The following is a 19,104-nucleotide window of genomic DNA, read 5'->3' as shown; positions in this document are numbered from 1 at the left end:
TGAGGTGTAATGAGTAAAAACAGCCCAATAACAAAGACATTCACAAAAATACGCAACTTTACTTCACCTCTAGGACTCATTGGATTGATTACCGTTACCATTATTGTCCTTTTGGCAATTTTTGCTCCGTGGATTGTACCGCATGACCCGTTTGCCATTGATGCAACAAAGCGCCTCATCCCTCCCTTTTGGGTAGATGGCGGATCGACCACTTATCTTCTTGGTACAGACCATGTTGGGAGAGATATATTAAGCAGGCTTATCTATGGTGGCCGTGTATCCCTTCTCGTAGGATTATTTTCTGTAATCATTTCAGGAGTTATTGGACTTCTTCTTGGTCTTTTAGCTGGATACCTCGGCGGAACTTGGGTTGATCATGTGTTAATGCGTGTAGTTGATGCGATTCTGGCTATTCCAACATTACTGCTCGTTCTTGTTGCCATCGTCGTTTTTGAACCAGGACTCATCACGCTTATCGTTGTCATTGGACTGACAAGCTGGCCGCAATATACGAGACTCGTCCGTGGCGAAGTATTAAGTGTGAAACAGCGAGAATTTGTCCAATTAGCATATACGCTTGGAGCGCCTCACACGTATCTGATTAGGCGGCATATTTTACCAAATGTCGTGTCATCGTTTATTGTTGTGGCAACAATCGGGATTGCATCTGCTATTTTAACGGAGTCTTCCTTGAGCTTTTTGGGCCTTGGTGTGCAGCCACCCGATATTACGTGGGGCGGAATGTTAAATGATGGCCGGAATTATATTGCTACGAGTTGGTGGATTGCGACATTTCCTGGACTTGCGATTACGATCACCGTTTTGGCAATTACCTTCGTCGGTGATTGGTTCCGCGATGTGCTCGACCCAAGATTAAAACAAGGAGGGGAAGGAAATGAGTGAACCGCTCCTATCTGTTAACAATCTCGTTATACAGTTTCCTGCAAGAGATAAGGACAAAATAACCGTCGTTCATGACGTATCTTTTCATGTCAATCAAGGAGAAGTCGTCGCCATTGTTGGTGAAAGCGGCAGTGGGAAAAGCATGACATCCCTCGCCATAATGGGATTGCTTAAAAGCGAGGGCGAAGTTGCAAGTGGTGCCATCCATTTTCAGGGAAGAAACTTGCTCGCCTTACCAAAAAACGAACGGCGCAAAATTAACGGGAAAGACATGACGATGATTTTCCAAGAACCAATGTCATCTCTTAACCCGATGCTCCGAATCAAGACACAAATTGCCGAAGCGTTAAAAATCCATCATCCGGATATATCGAAAAAAGCAATTCAGGAAAAGAGCATTGATTTATTGCGCCAAGTGGAAATAAACAATGCAGAAGCTGTTGCAAATCGATTCCCCCATCAATTATCCGGGGGAATGCGGCAGCGGGTCATGATTGCGATTGCTATCGCTAATGAGCCGCAACTTCTCATTGCGGACGAACCAACAACTGCCCTAGATGTTACTATTCAAAAACAGATTTTATCATTAATCAAGAACTTAAACCGCAAAAATGAGATGGGGGTTGTTTTTATCACCCATGATTTAAGTGTCGTCGCCGATATTGCCGATCGGGTTCTCGTCATGCGCCAAGGGAAGATTGTAGAAGAAGCAACTGTCTTTGAACTGTTTGACAATCCGCAACATCCTTATACGATCCGCTTATTGAAAGCAATGCCTACACTTGAAACGGATACTGATACGATTGATTCACTTATGGATGATCCTGCACAACTTGAGAGACTAGAGGATGGCCCCTTTCAAACAATAAGTGACACCCATTTTGTACGTAAAAAGGCAGGTGCTGACGATGAAGGCTGAGGAACATTTACTCGAAGTAAAGGGATTAAGAAAACACTTTTCCGATCAAAAAGATGGCCCCATCTTAAAAGCGGTCGATGGGGTGAATTTTCATGTAGAGCGCGGGGAAACGCTTGGAATTGTCGGTGAATCTGGCTCAGGTAAATCAACCATCGCTAAAATGATTATGCAGCTTGAAAAACCGACAGAAGGAGAAATCCTTTTTCACGGAAAAAATATAACAAGTTTAACCAATACCGAGAAGAGAAAGCTCCAAATTATTTTCCAAGATCCCTACGGTTCGCTAAATCCCCGGATGAAAGCGAAAGATATCGTTACCGAGCCCTTCTTTATTCATGAAAAAATGCCAAAAAGGGAACGGTATGAACAAGCTTTAAAACTTTTACAAGAAGTAGGACTTGATAAAGAACATCTTAATCGTTATCCGCATCAATTCAGTGGCGGACAACGACAACGTCTCAGTATTGCCAGGGCGATTGCGTTAAAGCCAGATTTAATCGTCTGTGATGAAGCCGTATCCGCTCTTGATGTATCGCTACAGGCGCAAATTTTACATTTATTATCTTCGCTACAGAAGACATACGGAATTGCTTATATTTTTATTGCGCACGGTTTACCTGCTGTCCGATTAATAAGTGATCGGATTGCCATTATGTATAAAGGGGAAATCGTCGAAACCGGCACCCGTGACGAAATTTTTGAGAATCCGCAACATGATTATACGAAATCACTACTAGCTGCAGTTCCTCCCTCCCACCCGCGATTAAGGGAAGATGGATGAATCAGCTGTTACGAATTATAGGAGGAATTACTTCATGAAAAAACTGAAATGGCTCAGTATGACTATCGCTATCACACTTTTACTTTCTGCTTGTGGCTTTTCCGATCCCGATCAGGAAAGCGAAACAAGTCATAATGACTCAGGCAATGGTTATGAATTACTTACATTTGCCAATCCTGCAGATATTACGACACTGGATCCACAAAATAACAACGTCATCACAACTTCAGCAGTACTCGTAAACATATATAGTAAACTTGTAAAAAGAGATGCTGCTGGTGAAATCGTTCCAGAGCTTGCAACAGCTTGGGAACAAGTTAATGATACGACTTGGGAGTTTACATTGGAAGAAGGAGTAACGTTCCACAACGGAGACGACCTTACAGCAAAAGACGTGAAATTCTCATTAGAACGAGTGGCAAACGATGATACGTTACAGCAGTATTCCGTTTTTAACAAAATAGAAGAAGTAACGATTATCGATGATTATACGGTACAGATTATTACCGAAGAACCGGATCCGCAGTTATTAAGCAGATTATCAACGGTTGCTGCGAGTATTTTCCCAGCTGCCTATTTTGAAGAAGTAGGAGCAGAGGAATTTTTCAAAAATCCAATCGGCACAGGTGCTTATGAATTTTCCAAATGGAATCGAGATAGTTATGTTGAACTAACGAAATTCGCAAATTACTTCGAGGGTGAACCGAATTGGGAAAAGGTTCAATTTACCGTTGTACCAGAAGACTCGACCCGGGTTGCTGAACTATTAACGGATAAAGTCGATGTTGCCTTTAATATTCCTACGGCAGATATCGACCGAATAAATGACAATGAAGGAACCCATGTCAGTCTGGAACCAATCCAGCGTGTCATCCAGCTATGGCTGTCAACAGAAGATGATGCACCAACTGGTGATCCGCGGGTTCGTGAAGCAATCGATCTTGCCATTGATAACCAAGTCATTATCGATGAAATTCTATTAGGTGCAGCAGCACCGACAAGGACCCATGTTACTCCAGGGAACTTCGGAGCCGATGAGTCCCTTTATGATACGTATGAGTACGATCCAGACCGGGCAAAAGAGTTACTCGCAGAAGCTGGATACGAAGATGGAATTACAGTAGATATTTCAGTTAACAATTATTATACAGAGATGGCCGAAGTCGTTGGTGGAATGCTCCAGGATGTTGGAATCACAGCAAATCTGGAACTACTCGAACAAAGTCAATTTGCTAAACGCTTATTCGATGAAGATTTAGCAGAAGGTGTCTTCGTCGGTTGGGGAAATGACATGTTTGACGGCAGTGTACTCGATCTATTTAGAGAAGAAAATGTCACAAGCTATGCGAACGAAGAAGTTGACGAATTACTTGAAGCTGCAGCCTATAACATGAATGAAGAGAAACGGACAGAACAGTACCAACAAGTTCAGCAAATATTAGCGGAAGACAGAGGAGCCGTCTACTTATTCCAATTAGAAGGCCGTTACGGTGTGAGCGACCGGCTTAACTATACACCGAGACTTGATGAGTTGTATGTAGTTGATGAAATTACGTTAAATGAATAAGGGGAGGAAAATACGATGGCAGTCTCCGTCACATTAATGGAAGCATACATGATTGAAACATTACTTGCATCCGGAATGGAAAAAGCCGACTTGATTCACGCAATAAAAACAGAGGATCTGGATGCGATCTTGCAGGTCGATGATTCATTCGACTATCTAGCCTTTATTAAGGAAGCGAAAGATGATTTCAGGCGAGTGGAACAAGCAATTCAGTCTGGCTATACGATTAAATTTATTTCCGTTTACGGAATCGAACGGCTATTAAATATCAAATTTGCTTTGGAGCCAGGGAAAGATTATTCGTTAGAGGATCATCAATTTCATGGAATTAAACTGAAACAAGATGAATTTACCGATTTTGAAACAATGCTCTCTCCAAATTGGAACATTACAAATAAGAAAACAACCAATACCAAAGTAACATTTGACATCATACACCAAACCCACTCCCCTTCCTAACCGGGACAGGGGGTCAGAGCATTTGTCCCACTTTTTGCAGGAGAACTGTTCGGATGAAACTAGCTGGTAACATGTTTACCAGCTGGTTTTATTGGGACAATAACAGCCCCCTTTTTTTCTAAATGGAGCATCACAATCCCTTCCTTTCCGCATTTTTATCCATTCTGATACAGCTACTCACTAGATTCATATTTATGTTTTTACATCTCCATTACACAACAATACCCGATCCCTTTCCCTTCCAATTCACCAAAAAACAACAAGATCCACCAAGTGATTTAACGAAAAAAAACTAGTAGTTGACGCTAAATAATTTTAACTGTACAATTACAGATAACGACATTTTCTACTAGAATCCAATCTAGTAGAATCTTTAAGTACATGAGTTGTAAGCGCTATTACATAATATAGCTATTTTTACCACAAACAAATATAGCGCTAACATCATCTATTGTAATACAGGGGGAAGGGGTTGAATATTTTGTTAGAGGTATTAAATAAAATTAACGCATTCCTCTGGGGTGCGCCTAGTATGATCCTGCTAGTTGGGACAGGGCTCTTTTTAACATTTGCGTTAAAGGGACTGCAGTTCACCAAATTATGGTATGCTTTCAAACTAGCATTTACGCCTGATAAAGAGGATTCAGAAGCTGAAGGGGATGTAAGTAACTTCAAAGCTCTGATGACATCGCTCGCCGGGATGATTGGTAATGGGAATATCGCCGGAATTGCAACAGCCATTACGCTTGGAGGGCCTGGGGCGCTCTTCTGGATGTGGGTTGTTGGACTGATTGGAATGTCGACCAAGTATGCTGAAGCTGTTCTTGCGCAAATCTACCGTGTCAAAAATCCAAATGGCGAATATTCCAGTGGGCCAATGTACTATATTGAGCGCGGGCTAGGGAAAAAGTGGAAGCCACTAGCCATCGGGTTCGCATTTTTTGCGGGAATCGCAGCATTAGGAACCGGTAATGCCGTTCAGTCAAATACAATTGCTGACGTAATGGATAATAGTTTCCATGTAACGGGCTGGGTTACCGGAGTTTTACTTGTTATACTTACCGGTCTCATTATATTTGGCGGAATAAAACGAATCAGTAATGTTGCTGGAGTGTTCGTCCCTGTCTTAGCTATTTTATACATTGCGGGCTCTATGTTAATTTTAATCTTGAATTTTGATCAAATCATACCTGCATTTGGGCTAATTTTCCACCATGCGTTTACACCTGTTTCGGCGGCTGGTGGATTCACCGGATTTGTCGTCACGCAGGCAATCCAGCATGGGGTCTCGAAAGGAATATTCTCCAACGAGGCTGGTATGGGTACCGTAGCGATGATTGCAGGAAATGCCAAGACGAGCCATCCGGCCAAACAAGGCCTTGTTGCCATGACAGGTACATTCATCGTTACGATTATCGTTTGTTCGATGACAGGGCTCGTACTCGTTATTACCGGTTTCTGGGATCCATCTGGCGGATTATTGTCAGGAGTCGAGCATAATGCGAATCTTGATGGCGGCGCTTTGACTAGTGCTGCATTTGGAGCTGTTCTAGGCGTTATCGGTGAATACATCGTTTCCATTTCTGTTGTTTTCTTTGGATTTTCAACGATTATCGCCTGGTATGTCTATGGATCAAAAAGCTTTGAATACTTATTCGGCGTAAAATACGTCGGCATCTATGGTATTCTTTTTCTAGCAGCTACATATATTGGTTCAGTAGCCGACCTTAAATTGGTCTGGGCATTTGCCGATATGGCAAACGCACTTATGATTATTCCGAACTTAATCGGTCTATTATTATTGTATAAAGTAGTTAAACAACAAACAGAAAACTATTTCGCCAATCCAATTGAAAAAGAGCAATTGCAAAAAAATGCATAGCACTAATTTTAGGTGTAATATAGAAAATAAAAAACAAATAGAAAGAGGGATTCAAAATGAGAATCGGTATACCTAAAGAAATTAAAAATAATGAGAACAGAGTTGCCATGACACCAACAGGAGTTATTAATTTGAAGAGAGCCGGACATGAAGTATTTATCGAAACAGCTGCAGGACTTGGGTCAAGTTTCAAAGATGAAGATTATGAAAAAGCTGGCGCCACCATTGTATCTTCTGCTGAGGAAGCATGGGCTCAAGATATGGTTATGAAGGTAAAAGAACCACTTCCTGAAGAGTATGCCTACTTCCGTGAAGGACTAATTCTTTTCACATACTTACACTTAGCAAATGAGCCAGAATTAACAAGGGAACTCGTCGATAAAAAAGTTGTTGCTTTAGCTTATGAAACCGTACAACTTCCAGATAACTCACTACCATTATTAACACCGATGAGTGAAGTGGCTGGTACAATGGCAACGCAACTTGGTGCTCATTATTTAGAAAAAACACAAGGCGGAAAAGGTGTTGTACTTGCTGGGGTTCCAGGTGTTAAACGCGGGAAAGTTACGGTCATCGGCGGTGGTGTAGTAGGTACAAATGCTGCGAAAATTGCTGTAGGACTTGGTGCAGAAGTTTCCATTCTTGACTTGAACCCAACTCGTCTGCGCGAGCTCCACGAAATATTTGGCAATAATGCTAACGTGCTTATTTCCAATGATGTAAACATTGAACAGGAAGTAATTGATTCTGATATTGTTGTTGGCTCCGTGCTCATCCCAGGTGCAAAAGCTCCTGTGCTTGTATCAGAAGATATGATTAAACAAATGGAAGATGGTTCTGTCATTGTAGACGTTGCAATTGACCAAGGTGGAAACTTCGAAACAAGTGACCATGCGACAACACATGCTGATCCTGTTTATACAAAACATGGGGTTATCCATTACACCGTAGCAAACATCCCAGGTGCCGTACCAAGAACAGCAACAATTGCACTATCAAACGTTACAGTTCCCTATGCGATTCAAATTGCGAATAAAGGATATAAAAAAGCGCTACTCGATAATCCTTCATTACTTAAAGGTTTGAACACTTTAGATGGTAAAGTAACCTATCAAGCGGTAGCAGAAACATTCGACTTGCCATTTGAAGATGCGATTGGATTATTGAATAAATAATGATTGAAAAGACCTTTCAGGTGATTACTCCAAAAGTTAGATTATAACTCTAACTTTTGGGGGCGGCACCTGTTCCTAGCTTGGAAAGGGTCTTTTTATTTTTTTTAGAAAGTATACTAGTGTATAACGAATTAACCTTTTCTCCGACTATCTCCCACACCAAATATTCGAGTCATGCATACTATGATTATAATTTTTAGTGAAGTTTGAAGTGTAAACTTTCTCACAATCCACATTGATATGGATAATAATAAATAGTATCATTCAAATCAGACAAATTTTTCCATTTTTCCGCAAAAACATAGATAATACTATCCAGATTGTAAAGAAATTATGGCATTCTGGATATATCATATCGGTATAAAAGGGAGGGATGATAATGGAGCTTTTCATGCTGTTTTTCATTTTCTTAATGGGCGTCATTGCTCTAGGAGTTTACTTTTTACCAACCATCATAGCTAAGATAAATAATCAACCAAACTTCGTATCTATCTTTGTATTGAACCTATTTTTAGGCTGGTCCTTGGTTGGATGGGTCATATCACTAGTTTGGGCTGTTAAAAAAGTTTAACCTGAAAAGATGCTAATATTTTACTGCACTAATACGAATACCTTTATAAAAGAACCGGGAAAAAGCATGAAAAGTGATTCATGCTTTTTCCTTTTTATTAAAATATGACACGATTCAAAGCACGCAGGGGGATTTTAATTGAAAATATACACACTGACCACAACGCAGCACCTCCCCGTTCCCCAACAAAAAGCGTGGGATTTCCTGTCCAACCCTTCTCAATTAGAGAACATTACCTCAAGTGATTTATCATTTAAACCACTCCATCCCCTTCCACAAAAAATGAAAGAAGGGATGACTTTCCGTTATCAAATCAGACCTTTCTTAGGTCTTCGCATGAACTGGCAGGCGGAGATTACCCGTATTGAAGAAGGCAGCATGTTCATTGATATTCAACGCTCCGGGCCGTTTCGCTATTGGCAGCACGAGCACCGCTTGATCCAGAATACGGATGGTACAGAGATGCGTGATACAGTAAACTACGCAATGCCGTTCTCTATCTTTGGGGACATAGCACATCAATTATTTATCCGAAAGATGTTGGAAGACATATTTGAATACCGGAAACGGGCAATCGCAACCTATTTTGAAAACAACTAAGCCCCAAAAAATCCCAAGCTCATTTTAAATGAACTTGGGATTTTTAATGAAGCAATCCATTCAACCAGATCTCGTTTCAAGTGCCACTTCAGGTCCTTTTCTTCCTTTTATATAATTCCAAGCATAAATCACAAATATAATTACATAACCAATAATATCAGTTACAAGCTCGGGAACAATCAAAAGCAAGGAACCGACCCCGAGAATGATTCGAGTGATGACACCTAAATGTGTTTTAATATACCCTTCGACCGCCGCACTAATTGCAATGACAGCTATGGCCGAACTGATTGTGACAATTAGGATATCCATTACTGCGGCAAATGGAAATTCCGTTGCATTGACCGGTAATCCAGTTGGATTAATCAAAAGCATTGCAGGTTCGTAAACAAAAATGAACGGAACGATGAATCCTGCTATCGATAATCTGAGGGAGATAAATCCGGTTCGCATCGGATCTCCTCCTGCAAGTCCTGCCCCGGCAAAGGAAGCGAGTGCTACAGGTGGAGTAATGTTTGCAAAAATACCAAAATAAAATACAAACAGGTGAGCAATTAGAACCGGAATACCAAATTCCGCAAGTGCAGGAGCAGCCATTGTCGCGGTAATAATATATGCCGGAATGGAAGGGAGGCCCATCCCTAGTACAATGGAAGCAAGCATTGTCAGAATTAACGTAAGCATGAGTGAACCTGCACCAAGGCTAGTAATAGCAGACGTCAATGTCGCTCCAAAACTTGTTAAGTTAACAACACCAATTACGACACCGACAACTCCACAAGCAATAATTGTTGATAGGGATTGTCTCGTTCCCGTTTCCAGCGCTTCGAAAATATCTTTAATCGACATTCTCGTATGTTTCCTAAACCAAGATACAATCACGGTAATTACAATTGTATAAAAGGCTGAAAATGAAACTGGAAGTCCGTAGAACAGCATCGCAATTAAACATATAAGCGGAATGAGCAAATGCCATCCATTTTTCAGCACTTTTTTCAACTCGGGCAGATCTGCTTTCGGTAACCCTCTCAAGTTTGCTCGTCCTGCCCGGTAATGAACTTGCATAATACTACTCAGGAAAAATAATAGCGCTGGGATCAATGCTGCGAGGGCAATCGTTCCATACGATATCCCAGTTGTTTCCGCCATAATAAAGGCACTCGCCCCCATAACTGGTGGCAAAATCTGTCCACCAATAGAGGAACTTGCCTCAACTGCTCCAGAAAAGTTTTTATCATAACCGATCTTTTTCATTAACGGAATCGTAAAGGCTCCGGTACTAACGACGTTACCGACTGCGGATCCGTTAATTGATCCCATAAAGGCACTTGAGATAACAGCTACCTTAGCCGGTCCGCCTTGTTTATGTCCGGCTAGTGCAAGAGCAAGATCATTGAAAAACTGCCCCATCCCTGACTTTGCAAGAAATGCCCCAAACAAGATGAACAGGAAGATAAATTGGACCGAAGCACCGATTGCTGTTGAAAAAAGGCCTTCTGTTTTAATGTAAAGCTGACCAAATATATCGGATAAATCAAATGGCCTTGTCAAGAGCATCCGTGGTAACCAGTCTTGGTGGCTGAAGAAGGGATAGACAAGAAATAACATGGCCAAAATCGGCAAAATCCATCCCGTAACCCGGCGTGCTGCTTCAAAGACTAAAATGACAGTCATAATCGCCATTAGAATATCTGTCGTAGTCGCAATCCCGCCACGCGTTGTGACAATGTCGGGATATACAACAAACAAATAAACAGAGGAAGCGACACTTAGCCCGACGAGAATCCAATCATAGAATGGTATCTTTGTGCGATTTTGCTTTTTAAATGTCGGATAGAGTAGGAATACGAGAACAAGTCCACCCATTAAGTGGACATTCCGCTGTAAGAGTGTTGGGAGCGGATTAAATGTTACATATAAATGGAAGACAGCAAAAGAAATTGCGAGAAGCGATATGCCCCATAAGATTGCCTTATTATTTACTTTCCGCACATTCGATTCCAAGTCAAACTTTTCCAATACTTTCTGGACTTGCTCATTCGAGACTTCAACAGATGTTGTTGGCTGCTTTTCGTTATTCATAAAAATTCCCCCCTTATGTATTCCCATATAGGTACAGTACGCACGCTAATAAGAACGCGCTCGTGATCATTAAAGTAATGATGCAAAGGAATTTCACGATTTTCCACGTATATCGTCAAATCCACATATTCGGAAGCCGTTACATTTAATTCCTCATAAGCCACATCCATCTCCATATGGATAAAACCATTTTCAGTCGTTGTTCCTTCAACTTCATATGGTGTGCCAGCACCAAACGTCTTAAAATATGTTTCTAGTAACACAATTTCCTGCTTTTCTCGTTTATAGTTTTCAAACCATTCTTCTTTCTCAATGGAATGAATCCAGCCAAGTGTAAATTCGTTATGTTTAAGATAATAAGCGGTATTTTCTCCCGCTAATTCAATGACTGGCAAACGTAAAAGAAGAAGAAAAAGGAGCACGATGAGAAACGCGCTCCCGATCCAGATTTTTTTCTTATTGCTCATTAAAGTATTTTTCAGCTCCTGGATGTAATGGCGCAATAAGGCCGTCTTGAGCTGTATCTAATGATATATCCGCCGCTGCCTGATGTGAGTTAGCTAACTGTTCCAGATTCTCAAAGAAGGATTTGGTTAATTCGTACACATCATCCTCACTTAAATCTTCACGCACAACGAGCGCATTCGGAACAGCTGCAGTTGATACAACGTCCGCATTGTCATACATATCTGCTGGAATCTCATATGGAACAAAGTACGGATGTTCCTCTGCAATTTCAACAACTTTATCTGCATCTACCGTTACTAGATTAATATCAAGCGTTTCAGACAGTTCCAATACAGAGGCATTCGGCAGCCCACTTGTTAAAAAGGCTGCATCAATCGTTCCTCCAGATAAACCGTCAGATGCCTCCGCATAACCGAGGTAGTCCACCTGCAAGTCATCATATGTAATATCATGACCATTTAATAAAGCGCGTGCATTTATTTCTACTCCAGAGCCCTGGTCACCAACAGCCACACGCTTCCCGACTAAGTCTTCTATTGTTTCAATGCCGGCATCTGCCCGTGCAACAATTTGTACGACATTCGGGTAAAGATTCGCAATTTGTGTAATACCCTCTAACGGCTCTGAAAAACTTTCCTCTCCATTTAAAGCCTGGCTCAATGCATCACTCATAACAAATGCCATTTCTACTTTTTCATTTGCCAAGAGATTCAAGTTTTCAGCGGAAGCCCCTGTTGTTTGTGTACGAGAGTTGACATCGTAAGTTGATGTATAAATATCCGCAAGTGTCGTAGCGATAATATTATATGGACCAGACGCCCCGCCCGTAGCAATGGTCACAATATTTGTTTCAAGACCGGCAGAATCTCCATCTCCGCCATCACTGCTATCAGCGTCGTCTCCTCCATCATCGCCACAGGCTACAAGTACGATTGATAATAAACCAATCACGAGTAAGCCTAACCATTTTTTCCTCATTTCTTGATCCCCTCTCCCCTTTTTTCTATTTAATATAGCGTTTTCATTATAATATCTTAGTAATATTTTGTCAATTACAATATATTACTCTATTTAAATAATTCGACTTTATTTTACCCAATAAAAAAGAGGTGCCATGCACCCCCCCAAACTACACCACTTCTTCCTAGCATTCTACAATTTTTCCCTTTGCTCTTTCGTCACAATATGAAAAGCTAGACCAACAAATAAAAACCCACTAACAAAGTTCCCAATCGTCACAGGTATTTGATTCCATATCCACCAGTCCGCCATTCTGATATCCGCTCCGACCATCATGGCTGCAGGTATTACAAACATATTCACGACAGCGTGCTCAAACCCTTGAGCGAAGAAAATGAAAATTGGTATCCACATGGCAGTAATCTTTCCGATTGTGGAGGTGGATGTAGCATTCATCAGGACTCCTAACGTAACCATAAAGTTGCATAGCATCGCCTTTACAAATACAACAACCATTCCATCCCAGCCGTATGCTTTATAATCTAATGTTTTACTTTCTGCTACAGCAATTAATTTTTGTATCATGATTGAGTCCTCAATATTTCCAAAATGTGTAATATAGATTGTGTATAATACCGCATAGATAACACTACCAGCCAAGTTTCCAATAAAAGCCCATGTGAAGTTACGAGCAATATTGGGCACGGTTATTTTATTGCGAAATCGTGCGATCGGCATCGCAACAAAAGATCCCGTTACAAGTTCAAGATTCAATAATAGAGTTATAACAAATCCAGTTGGAAAAATAAGCGCCCCAACAATATCTAGCCCTGTTTGAGTCGCACCAGTAAATGCCAATGTTGTCGCATATCCTAATAATACACCAGCTAGCATCGCTTTAATCAAAATGTGACTAATTGGCAATTGTGCTTTATTCTTTCCAGCCACTGCAACAGACTCAATTACTTGAGGTGGTTTCACATAGTCCATATCCATCTACCCTTTTCATTATAATAATCTTTTGTTCACTTTTTCACATTATTTAAGTGTTACGTCCATTATAATCTATTTTCGGGAGATTGAGTCTGACAGTTTTGTGTACATATAGTTATCGACTCGGATGATAGGCTCCAATCTAAATTATGGCAACATAAAAGCCAGAACCGATTGCAGCTCAGCTATCAGTTCCGGCTAAAATAGATTTATGAATAACAGTTCACCTAGCTCTTTTTCTTCACTTTGGCTTTCTCCATTTACATGGATTTCGGACAAAAACACCCTCACTCTAAAATAACACTCGGAATGTACGTTAGAATGTGGGTTCTCTATCCATCTAGTGACTTTTAATCATACATGAAATCATCCAATAAAATTCATATCGTAGCCGAAGCCTAATTAATTACTTCAGCAGTATCAAGACTCAAGTGTTTTCGAACCGTTCCATGTGGGTCAATGACATATTTTCTTGCTGCCCCGCCGTCAAACTTTTTATATCCATCTGGTGAGTCACCAATAGATATAACCGTAGCGTTCACCACTTTTGCAATTTGTGCACGATCACTTAAAATCGCCTGCATTAAATTACGGTTATATTTCATTACAGGCGTTTGTCCCGTAACAAAATGGTGTGCTTTTGCAAAGCCTAATCCAAACCGGATTTTAAGGGTTCCCTCTTTTGCCTCCGCGTCAACTGCACCCGGGTCCCCCGTAACATATAATCCAGGAATACCGAGACGTCCTCCCGCTCGCGTTATATCCATAATCGAGTTCAGTACCGTCGCTGGTGCTTCCCCGGCATCTCTTCCATGTCCGCTCGCCTCAAAACCTACCGCATCTACTGCACAATCCACTTCCGGTACACCTAAGATTTGCTCGATTTGCTCACCAAGATCATCATGCTCTCTCAAGTTTACCGTTTCACAGCCAAAGCTTCTCGCCTGAGCCAACCGTTCTTCATTTAAGTCCCCTACAATGACAACCGATGCACCAAGCAATTGTGCAGAGTGAGCAGCCGCAAGTCCAACCGGGCCGGCTCCTGCTACATATACCGTCGATCCCATCTTAACTCCTGCACTATAAGCACCGTGATATCCAGTCGGGAAAATATCCGAAAGCATCGTTAAATCAAGAATCTTATCCAGCGCCTGGTCTCTATCAGGGAATTTTAACAACTGGAAATCAGCATACGGAACCATCACATATTCGGACTGACCACCGACCCAGCCTCCCATATCTACATAACCATATGCAGAACCTGGACGATCTGGATTTACATTTAGACAAATATGTGTGTCTTGCTGGCGACAATTGACACAACGCCCACAAGCGATGTTGAACGGGACAGAAACAATGTCACCTTTTTCAATGAACTCTACGTCACTGCCGACTTCTATTACTTCTCCCGTAATCTCGTGCCCCAATACCAAACCACTTGGAGCGGTCGTTCTTCCGCGAACCATATGCTGGTCACTTCCGCAAATGTTCGTTGCAATCACTTTTAAAATAACTCCATGATTACACTTCCTTCCGACGTTCAGCGGGTTAACACCTGGTCCATCACGGAGAACAAGATCCGGATAACCGATATCCTTCACTTCCACCTCTCCCGGCTTGGAATACACTACTGCTTTGTTTGACAAACGAATCACTCCTTAAAAAATTTTTATAAGGATGTCCATCATGTAGGCATTGCTCTCTGAATTCGATTATATCAGGGTTAAGCAAAAATTCAATTAGTTTTAATTTACATGAATTTACAAAATATAACACCATAATGTCTGTTAAGACGAAAGTTTTGTTGAATATACCACAAAAATGCAAATAAAAAACTAGAACTGCAATTTATTCCAGCAGCCCTAGTTTAGTTAAAATCTTACTTCCTTATATCATTTCTTTTTCTGAAACGATTACACCGTCTTCATCCGCATAAACGAAACTCCCCGGTCTCCATTTTACATCACCAAAAGTAAACCTCACATTCCGTTCGCCAATTCCATTCTTTTTACTTTTAAGCGGATTTGTTCCAAGTGCCAAAATCCCGACATCCATCATAGCAAGATCTCCGGAATCACGGACACAGCCGTTAATAATCACACCAGCAAGCCCGCGGGTAACCGCAATCCCTGCTAATCGATCTCCCATAAGTGCACAGTTCCTTGACCCCCCGCCATTTACGACAATGACAGAACCTGCTGGCACTGATTCAAGCGCTTCTTCGAATAAAACATTATCTTCATACACATGAACCGTTTCAATTTTCCCGGAAAAACGGTGCCGCTTCCCGAAAGAACGAAAGTCCATTTTGCATACCTGGACCTCACTTGCATGGTCATCACAAATGTCTGCTGTATTAAAATTAGCCATTAACTATTCCCCCTTTTGCTGATCCCTTCCTTATTAGCGCGGATTCCTGCACATTCCTGGAATGAGAAAGATATCGACGAACATCCATAGCCAAAGAATGCTAAGCGGAATGTAGCCGATTAAGATCCACTGCGTTGCCCACCCAGTTACCCCTAATAATAACTGCATAATTCCAGTTGCTACCCTTCCAGTGTAGAACCGATGAACTCCAATCTGGCCGAAGATGAGCCAGAGGATATATGCTAATGCGATACTTTTCTGATGCATGATGTTACCTCCTGTTTGTCTATCTGCTCCTTTAACAATAAACCGTATCCTAACTTATATTATTCCACCAGCACAATCCTCCAAACCTCCAGTTGACCAATTCGATAACAATTGGGTGACACGAGGAACTTCAATAGTACGTATCTATTAGCTCCTGTGCCTCTTTTCCTAATTCCGGTGTTTTGGTTACGCCACTGAAGAAGTCCAGGTTATCAAAGGAGCGCTCATCGGCCATTGCAGAGTCAACTATTTCTAGTAATTCACTTTCCGGTAACTCGAAAGCATCCTTATCTACTTTAATCACATAATTATAAGTACCATCATTCCAAATATACTTGTATTCAAATCCAACATTTTCTTCGACTTTAGTGACTGTAATCCCATTTTCCGTCTGGAAGTCTTCCTCTGTTTTCACTGTCGCATACAGTTCTTCTTCATCTGTAATTTCATATGTCAGATGATCATCCTCGATAAAATAGTCAGCTCCTACAACAGAATAATTTGGTTCCAATTTACTCTCGTTATAACTAAGCCAAGTCCCTCTCAGCGTAGCGCGGTTTTCGCTAAGAGATGGAAACTTAATATTATCTAAATCAATGGTGAAACGCGAGTAGACTGGGTCGTACGCTCCCTCTTCTTCTGTTTTGAACGTTTTACTCATTAACTCCAGGAAGCCTTCATCTGCTTCATCATATTCATCGTCTTCACCATAAATAGTCGCAATATAACATTCATCCTGATGCTTCACAGCGAGATTGGAAGTTTCATATTCATAATGACCATAGTACCCTTCCACCTGATCATCTTTAAATTCCTCTCTATATTCCAAGTCACTTGTCCATTCATCCAACCCATCTTCACAGGCCCAAATCTCATTGGAATAATGAATCCCTCGATCCGGTGATTCAGACCGGTATGTAGACGCATAGGTTGATTGATCCGCTTCCGCAAATTCCTTATCCATAAAACGATGCATATAAATCGAGTCGAGGGTCATATCCTCTGTAATAAATCCAAGCTTCAATCTTTCCTTCTGATCTTCTACTGTCATAATGATTGACTGACGTTCATCAAGTGCGTGGTCCGGATCGATGAGCGGCCCCGTTCCAGATGGTTCCGTTCCTTCCGTTTTATCATCTTCATTACTTGTTTCCGTGCTGCTCGCATCACCCTCATCACTACAACCGGCAATTAGAATTGCAATAAAAAGCAATAAGAGTATAAATAGTCGTTTTTTCATATTCTCTCCTCCTGTATACTAAAATCGTATCGTTTTACAGGCAGGCTTGAAATCGGAAGAAAGAACTATTTCCCAAAAAATTCCGTAAAAAGAAAGACTCATACCATATGGATTTTTTACCGAACGTCCACATTACCACCACTTAACACACAGACGATATTTTTACCTTCCACTCCTAATTTCCCGCTCATCGCTGCAGCTACCGTAACGGCAGCTGACGGTTCAATAAGTTGCTTCATCCGTTCAAGAACAAGGATTTGTGCCTCTTTAATTTCATCCTCTGAAACAAGAACAATATCATCCACATACTGTTGGATAATCGGATAGGTCATGAATCCTGGTTTACTTGCCCGAAGCCCATCTGCAATCGTGGATGATCCAGGAACTTCCGTGATTTCCCCACTTTTTAATGACAAATACGTATCATTTGCGATTTCCGGTTCCACCCCAATTACTTTCACATTCGGCTTACTCTGCTTAATTGCCGTTAGAATACCAGCTATTAGCCCGCCGCCACCAATTGGAACAACAACCACATTAGCTTTAGGCAGCTGAGCAAGTATTTCCAGACCGATTGTTCCCTGCCCTGCCATTACAAATGCATCATTATATGGTGGTATAAATACACCGTTCTTTTCTTTCGCAAGCTCCTTTGCCCGAGAAATCCGCTCCTCTGAAGTCGTACCGAACGTTTCAATCTTCCCGCCATACGCTTCAATTGCTTTACGTTTCGTATCCCGGACATCTTCCGGTGCAACAACCGTAGCCGGCACCCCGAGCTGCGTTGCAATATAGGAAACCGCCTGTCCATGGTTTCCACTGGATGCCGTTGTGATATACGCCGCTTTCTCCCGGACCATCTTCTTCACTTTATTTGTCGCCCCACGAATTTTAAATGATCCGGTTTTCTGCAAATGCTCCGCTTTAAAATACATTTCATTTCCACAGATTTCACTCAGGCTGCGCGAATGTAAAATTGGTGTCGTATCAATCACATTTTGAATATCCCGCTTCGCCTGTAATATGTCGTGAACAATTATCATAAGTTAATCCCTCCTGATCAAACGTGAAAATTTTCTTAAATGTCATTATAAGCGATAGAGGAAGCGATTGCACGACTTGAATTTTTGGGCAATTTGAAAAGAGGAAGAGACATAGCTAAGTAGTTCTTTTCAGAGATGGAAAAATAAATAATCGCAAGTGTTGAATTAACATAAAACAAAAAGGACAATATCTATTAATGGTGCTAATCAAGTAAACAATCGTAATATTCATCTAAATAAAAGAAATTTTATGTTAAACTATCTTTGCAGAGTTTATGAATCGATGTATTTACACTATCGGGCAGGTTAGTGAAAGTAAAATCCTTGGGAACCTTTCGTTTTCTAATTCGTATATGCCATAAGGATAGGAGGGAATTTATTTATGAAGAAAGTGTTTGAGGTTACATATGAAGGACACCATATTCAAGTGGTTAATACCTGGTTTAATGGTGAAAAGTTATACATTGATGGTAAACTACAGGATGGAAATTTAGGTATCGCATTGAGAGCAACTTTGAGAGGAATTCTTAAAAAGAATGATCAAATTACAAAAAACATTAAAGTCAGCCTCGGTGGTATTTTTACAATAAAATGCAAGATTTTTGTAGATAATGTTTTGGTTTTTAGTAAATAGATAGCCTTTTATAAATTAAATGGTGCAAGCGCTAAACAAGGGATTAAACAAAACATTGTCTTTATAGGAGCATTCCTGTAATGAAGAAATTTGAGGTTTGAACAAAAAAGAGCCTCTCTGGTATAGTACTGGGTGTCAATGCGCATTGACCCCTAAATTAAAACATACCAAGGAGAGGACTCACCATGAA

At 41.0% G+C, this 19,104-nt stretch carries 19 protein-coding genes; 10 read left to right on the top strand and 9 right to left on the bottom strand.

From position 1 onward, the window contains the following. Positions 1-9: 9 nt before the first annotated feature. The 9 genes from GN217_RS15460 (at position 10) to GN217_RS15420 (ending at position 8,857) form a co-directional block, all read left to right on the top strand. The gene (locus GN217_RS15460) at positions 10-903 is read left to right on the top strand and encodes an ABC transporter permease (protein WP_156857555.1); all 894 of its coding nucleotides are present in this window, start codon (positions 10-12) and stop codon (positions 901-903) included. Continuing rightward, complete coding sequence (locus tag GN217_RS15455) at positions 896-1,822, top strand: ABC transporter ATP-binding protein (protein ID WP_156857554.1); 927 nt, start codon at positions 896-898, stop codon at positions 1,820-1,822. Before GN217_RS15460 ends, GN217_RS15455 begins: the two co-directional genes overlap by 8 nt. Beyond that, positions 1,812-2,603: an ATP-binding cassette domain-containing protein gene (locus tag GN217_RS15450; protein ID WP_156857553.1), complete on the top strand. Its 792-nt coding sequence runs from the start codon at positions 1,812-1,814 to the stop codon at positions 2,601-2,603. Before GN217_RS15455 ends, GN217_RS15450 begins: the two co-directional genes overlap by 11 nt. Positions 2,604-2,637: 34 nt before the next feature. Beyond that, a complete protein-coding gene (locus GN217_RS15445; RefSeq protein WP_156857552.1) occupies positions 2,638-4,170 on the top strand; it encodes an ABC transporter substrate-binding protein in 1,533 nt (510 codons plus the stop codon). Between the two features lie 15 nt (positions 4,171-4,185). Continuing rightward, entirely contained in the window at positions 4,186-4,629 is a 444-nt protein-coding gene (locus GN217_RS15440) for a hypothetical protein (protein WP_156857551.1), read from the top strand. Positions 4,630-5,110: 481 nt separating this feature from the next. Next, entirely contained in the window at positions 5,111-6,511 is a 1,401-nt protein-coding gene (locus tag GN217_RS15435; RefSeq protein WP_156857575.1) for an alanine/glycine:cation symporter family protein, read from the top strand. 56 nt (positions 6,512-6,567) lie between these two features. Then, complete coding sequence (gene ald, locus GN217_RS15430; RefSeq protein WP_156857550.1) at positions 6,568-7,686, top strand: alanine dehydrogenase; 1,119 nt, start codon at positions 6,568-6,570, stop codon at positions 7,684-7,686. Between the two features lie 379 nt (positions 7,687-8,065). Continuing rightward, positions 8,066-8,257, top strand: a complete 192-nt coding sequence (locus tag GN217_RS15425) for a superinfection immunity protein (protein ID WP_198042683.1) — start codon at positions 8,066-8,068, stop codon at positions 8,255-8,257. 138 nt (positions 8,258-8,395) lie between these two features. Beyond that, entirely contained in the window at positions 8,396-8,857 is a 462-nt protein-coding gene (locus tag GN217_RS15420; protein ID WP_156857548.1) for an SRPBCC family protein, read from the top strand. A gap of 60 nt (positions 8,858-8,917) precedes the next feature. Here GN217_RS15420 and GN217_RS15415 read toward each other — a convergent pair whose 3' ends face one another. The 9 genes from GN217_RS15415 to GN217_RS15375 form a co-directional block, all read right to left on the bottom strand. Beyond that, positions 8,918-10,939, bottom strand: a complete 2,022-nt coding sequence (locus tag GN217_RS15415; protein WP_156857547.1) for a TRAP transporter permease — start codon at positions 10,937-10,939, stop codon at positions 8,918-8,920. Further along, positions 10,936-11,406, bottom strand: a complete 471-nt coding sequence (locus tag GN217_RS15410; protein WP_156857546.1) for a DUF1850 domain-containing protein — start codon at positions 11,404-11,406, stop codon at positions 10,936-10,938. The genes GN217_RS15415 and GN217_RS15410 overlap by 4 nt, the downstream gene beginning before the upstream one ends. Next, a complete protein-coding gene (locus GN217_RS15405; protein ID WP_156857545.1) occupies positions 11,396-12,385 on the bottom strand; it encodes a TAXI family TRAP transporter solute-binding subunit in 990 nt (329 codons plus the stop codon). Before GN217_RS15405 ends, GN217_RS15410 begins: the two co-directional genes overlap by 11 nt. A 174-nt stretch (positions 12,386-12,559) precedes the next feature. Next, positions 12,560-13,363: a formate/nitrite transporter family protein gene (locus GN217_RS15400; RefSeq protein WP_232334462.1), complete on the bottom strand. Its 804-nt coding sequence runs from the start codon at positions 13,361-13,363 to the stop codon at positions 12,560-12,562. 395 nt (positions 13,364-13,758) lie between these two features. Next, positions 13,759-15,006, bottom strand: coding sequence for a formaldehyde dehydrogenase, glutathione-independent (gene fdhA / locus GN217_RS15395; protein ID WP_156857544.1), 1,248 nt, complete (start codon positions 15,004-15,006; stop codon positions 13,759-13,761). 241 nt (positions 15,007-15,247) lie between these two features. Continuing rightward, on the bottom strand, positions 15,248-15,730 hold the full coding sequence (rraA, locus tag GN217_RS15390) for a ribonuclease E activity regulator RraA (protein ID WP_156857543.1): 483 nt from the start codon (positions 15,728-15,730) through the stop codon (positions 15,248-15,250). Positions 15,731-15,763: 33 nt separating this feature from the next. Further along, on the bottom strand, positions 15,764-15,997 hold the full coding sequence (locus tag GN217_RS15385) for a TM2 domain-containing protein (protein ID WP_156857542.1): 234 nt from the start codon (positions 15,995-15,997) through the stop codon (positions 15,764-15,766). 130 nt (positions 15,998-16,127) lie between these two features. Continuing rightward, complete coding sequence (locus tag GN217_RS15380; protein ID WP_156857541.1) at positions 16,128-17,237, bottom strand: hypothetical protein; 1,110 nt, start codon at positions 17,235-17,237, stop codon at positions 16,128-16,130. 116 nt (positions 17,238-17,353) lie between these two features. Next, the gene (locus GN217_RS15375; protein ID WP_156857540.1) at positions 17,354-18,280 is read right to left on the bottom strand and encodes a threonine ammonia-lyase; all 927 of its coding nucleotides are present in this window, start codon (positions 18,278-18,280) and stop codon (positions 17,354-17,356) included. A gap of 382 nt (positions 18,281-18,662) precedes the next feature. Here GN217_RS15375 and GN217_RS15370 point away from each other — a divergent pair, with 382 nt between their 5' ends. After that, positions 18,663-18,914: a hypothetical protein gene (locus GN217_RS15370; RefSeq protein ID WP_156857539.1), complete on the top strand. Its 252-nt coding sequence runs from the start codon at positions 18,663-18,665 to the stop codon at positions 18,912-18,914. The last annotated feature ends 190 nt before the right edge of the window (positions 18,915-19,104 follow it).

Origin of the sequence: Oceanobacillus sp. AG, assembly GCF_009746545.1 — a bacterium.
Taxonomy (GTDB): Bacteria; Bacillota; Bacilli; order Bacillales; family Amphibacillaceae; genus Oceanobacillus; species Oceanobacillus indicireducens.
Note: the sequence above shows the minus strand (reverse complement) of the source record. Positions and strands in the feature narration are given on the sequence as shown.

What these genes read in the sequence shown, in the direction of transcription:
- GN217_RS15415 (WP_156857547.1), bottom strand. Translation starts at nt 10,939, where the DNA reads ATGAATAACGAAAAGCAGCCAACAACATCTGTTGAAGTCTCGAATGAG.
- GN217_RS15450 (WP_156857553.1), top strand. Translation starts at nt 1,812, where the DNA reads ATGAAGGCTGAGGAACATTTACTCGAAGTAAAGGGATTAAGAAAACAC.
- GN217_RS15410 (WP_156857546.1), bottom strand. Translation starts at nt 11,406, where the DNA reads ATGAGCAATAAGAAAAAAATCTGGATCGGGAGCGCGTTTCTCATCGTG.
- GN217_RS15380 (WP_156857541.1), bottom strand. Translation starts at nt 17,237, where the DNA reads ATGAAAAAACGACTATTTATACTCTTATTGCTTTTTATTGCAATTCTA.
- GN217_RS15375 (WP_156857540.1), bottom strand. Translation starts at nt 18,280, where the DNA reads ATGATAATTGTTCACGACATATTACAGGCGAAGCGGGATATTCAAAAT.
- GN217_RS15405 (WP_156857545.1), bottom strand. Translation starts at nt 12,385, where the DNA reads ATGAGGAAAAAATGGTTAGGCTTACTCGTGATTGGTTTATTATCAATC.
- GN217_RS15445 (WP_156857552.1), top strand. Translation starts at nt 2,638, where the DNA reads ATGAAAAAACTGAAATGGCTCAGTATGACTATCGCTATCACACTTTTA.
- ald (WP_156857550.1), top strand. Translation starts at nt 6,568, where the DNA reads ATGAGAATCGGTATACCTAAAGAAATTAAAAATAATGAGAACAGAGTT.
- GN217_RS15455 (WP_156857554.1), top strand. Translation starts at nt 896, where the DNA reads ATGAGTGAACCGCTCCTATCTGTTAACAATCTCGTTATACAGTTTCCT.
- GN217_RS15385 (WP_156857542.1), bottom strand. Translation starts at nt 15,997, where the DNA reads ATGCATCAGAAAAGTATCGCATTAGCATATATCCTCTGGCTCATCTTC.
- rraA (WP_156857543.1), bottom strand. Translation starts at nt 15,730, where the DNA reads ATGGCTAATTTTAATACAGCAGACATTTGTGATGACCATGCAAGTGAG.
- GN217_RS15440 (WP_156857551.1), top strand. Translation starts at nt 4,186, where the DNA reads ATGGCAGTCTCCGTCACATTAATGGAAGCATACATGATTGAAACATTA.
- GN217_RS15460 (WP_156857555.1), top strand. Translation starts at nt 10, where the DNA reads ATGAGTAAAAACAGCCCAATAACAAAGACATTCACAAAAATACGCAAC.
- GN217_RS15370 (WP_156857539.1), top strand. Translation starts at nt 18,663, where the DNA reads ATGAAGAAAGTGTTTGAGGTTACATATGAAGGACACCATATTCAAGTG.
- GN217_RS15425 (WP_198042683.1), top strand. Translation starts at nt 8,066, where the DNA reads ATGGAGCTTTTCATGCTGTTTTTCATTTTCTTAATGGGCGTCATTGCT.
- GN217_RS15400 (WP_232334462.1), bottom strand. Translation starts at nt 13,363, where the DNA reads ATGGATATGGACTATGTGAAACCACCTCAAGTAATTGAGTCTGTTGCA.